The following is a 1,257-nucleotide window of genomic DNA, read 5'->3' as shown; positions in this document are numbered from 1 at the left end:
CCCGTAGACAAGAGTGGGGGTCCCTCGGCCTGCCCATGCGGGAACTGGCAGAGACCCGCGGAGCTTCGGTCGACCCTCGCTTTCGGCAACTTTTGGCCGCCGACCGGAACAGCCTGCCCTACTACCTTCGCCAAGCGGTCCGACTGCTGCACACCGCCAACGCGATCATCGACTACGACCGACTACTGGACGACCTCGTGACCGTTCTCGGCCGGAGAAGCTCCGACGAAGACGGCCGCCGCGTCCGCCTTGAGTGGGCCCGTGAATACCACTACCGCCCGACTGAAAAACGGCCAACTTCCACTGCCGCCGACACTTCCCTGACCTGACATAGGAGACACAGGTGATCATCGAACTGCACGTCCTGCAGTCCTTCCCCGTCAGCAACCTCAACCGGGACGACCTCGGACAGCCCAAGACCGCTACCTTCGGCGGATACACCCGCGGGCGTATCTCCAGCCAGAGCCTCAAACGAGCCGCCCGCGGCCTGTTCACCCGGTATGGACTCGACGAGTCGGAAACCGGGGTACGCACCAAACGGCTACTGGAGAACGCCGCGAAAACCCTGCACAAGCGGGGCCGCAGCGAAGACGACGTGGACGGCGTGACAGAGGCGGGCCTGCTGGCTCTGGGCTTCGGCATGAAATCAGGCACCCGGCTCACCGAGTATCTCCTGTTTGTCGGTCAGCAGGCCTCCGACCTGCTCGCCAACTTCTGTGACCGCAACTGGGACAGCCTGCACAAGGTCGCCACCGAGAAGCAGAAGGCTGCGGCAGCCAAGAAGGCCGATGCCGAGAAGAAGGCCGTCGAGAAGGCAAAGAAGATCAAGCCCGACAAGGAAACCCTGGCCGAGGCCAAACGCATCCTCGACGCCACCCGCGTCGCTGATGTCGCCCTGTTCGGGCGGATGATCGCCGACAACAAGGACTTCAACGTCGACGCCGCTTCCCAGGTCGCCCACGCGATCTCTACCCACGCGGTTGCCAACGAGTTCGACTACTACACCGCCGTGGACGACCTCAAACCCGACGCCGAGGCGGGCGCTGACATGATCGGCAATGTCGACTTCAACGCCGCCTGCTACTACCGCTACGCCAACCTCGACCTCGACCAGTTGACCAAGAACCTCGACGGCGACACCGACCTGGCCAGCCGGGCCGCACGAGCGTGGCTCCACGCTTTCATCCACGCCATCCCCAGCGGCAAACAGAACTCCATGGCGGCGCTCACCCCGCCCCACACCCTGCTCGGTGTCGT

Annotated in this window: 2 protein-coding genes; both read left to right on the top strand. The window is 64.2% G+C overall.

Going from position 1 to position 1,257, the window contains the following annotated elements:
* On the top strand, positions 1-329 hold a 329-nt coding region (casB, locus tag FNH05_RS37490), incomplete at its 5' end, for a type I-E CRISPR-associated protein Cse2/CasB (protein ID WP_144593557.1).
* A gap of 14 nt (positions 330-343) precedes the next feature.
* Positions 344-1,257, top strand: a 914-nt coding sequence (cas7e, locus tag FNH05_RS37485; RefSeq protein ID WP_144593556.1) for a type I-E CRISPR-associated protein Cas7/Cse4/CasC, incomplete at its 3' end; no start/stop codon positions are given.

This window comes from Amycolatopsis rhizosphaerae (genome assembly GCF_007713715.1).
In the GTDB taxonomy this organism is placed as follows: domain Bacteria; phylum Actinomycetota; class Actinomycetes; order Mycobacteriales; family Pseudonocardiaceae; genus Amycolatopsis_E; species Amycolatopsis_E rhizosphaerae.
The sequence above is the reverse complement of the archived record's forward strand: the minus strand, read 5'-3'. Positions and strand labels throughout refer to the sequence as shown.